Below are 595 nucleotides of genomic sequence, written 5' to 3'. Positions count from 1 at the left end.
AGGCTTATGACGAGGTTTGCTTTCCCGGCCTGGCGGCCGAATGGGCGAAATGGGATGGCCTCCGGCCATTTGTCGGCCCCCTGACGATGGAATTGACCACCAGCGCCGACGACGACGTGGCGTCGTGGATAGCCGCGGGAACGCCGCCGATTTGCTTTGGATTCGGCAGCATGCCGGTGGAATCCCCGATCGACACGGTCGAAATGATCGGTGCGGCCTGCGCGGAATTGGGCGAACGCGCGCTGATTTGCGCCGGTTGGAGCGATTTCAGCGACGTGCCACTTCCCGAGCACGTCAAGGTGGTAGGGGTGGTCAACTACGGGGCGGTCTTTCCCGCTTGCCGGGCGGTGGTGCACCACAGCGGCGCGGGCACCACTGCCGCGGGCCTGCGCGCCGGAGTACCCACCTTGAGCCTTTGGAGCATGAGCGATCAGAAGATCTGGGCGGGCCAGGTGGATCGGCTGAAAGTCGGTGTCGCCCGCCCGTTTTCCCAAACCACGCGCGAGTCGCTGGTGGCCGACCTGCGCCAGATCCTCTCCCCCGACTACGTCTCCCGCGCCCGCGAGCTGGCCGCCCGGATGACGAAGCCCGCGGA

At 66.6% G+C, this 595-nt stretch carries 1 protein-coding gene; it reads left to right on the top strand.

What is annotated here, in order from left to right; translation table 11 throughout:
* On the top strand, positions 1 to 595 hold a 595-nt coding region (locus A9X04_RS30945), incomplete at both ends, for a glycosyltransferase (protein WP_369828963.1).

Source organism: Mycobacterium sp. E3247 (assembly GCF_001667785.1).
Lineage (GTDB): Bacteria > Actinomycetota > Actinomycetes > Mycobacteriales > Mycobacteriaceae > Mycobacterium.
This window is presented reverse-complemented; position numbering and strand designations above follow the sequence as displayed.